Source organism: Corallococcus aberystwythensis, assembly GCF_003612165.1.
Classification (GTDB): domain Bacteria; phylum Myxococcota; class Myxococcia; order Myxococcales; family Myxococcaceae; genus Corallococcus; species Corallococcus aberystwythensis.
The window spans coordinates 1-409 of sequence record NZ_RAWK01000603.1; the positions used below are offsets into that span (position 1 = coordinate 1).

At 42.8% G+C, this 409-nt stretch carries 1 protein-coding gene; it reads left to right on the top strand.

Annotation, left to right across the window (positions count from 1 at the left end; genetic code table 11):
• Positions 1-409: restriction endonuclease subunit S domain-containing protein (locus D7W81_RS41690; RefSeq protein WP_208721708.1), on the top strand; the 409-nt coding region annotated here is incomplete at both ends.

Below are 409 nucleotides of genomic sequence, written 5' to 3' on the forward strand. Positions count from 1 at the left end.
CCATCAATGATCTAGCGAATGTAGAAATATCTGCTCCTTCGCTAAATGTTCAAGATTTAATAGTCAAGAGTCTCAAAGCTTTTGATGACAAAATCACAACACTTTCATCCATGAACCAAACCTTGGAACAAATGTCCCAAACCCTGTTCAAATCCTGGTTTGTGGATTTTGATCCAGTGATTGATAACGCTCTGGATGCAGGAAATCCAATCCCGGAAGCCCTGCAAACTCGCGCCAAATTGCGTCAAAAAGTACGTAATAGTGCAGATTTTAAACCGCTTCCGGCGGAAATTCGCTCGCTTTTCCCAAGTGAATTTGAAGAAACGGAGTTGGGTTGGGTGCCAAAGGGGTGGAAAGAAGGGACGCTTCCAGAGATAGCTTTTATAAACTCCACATCGTGGACTAATAA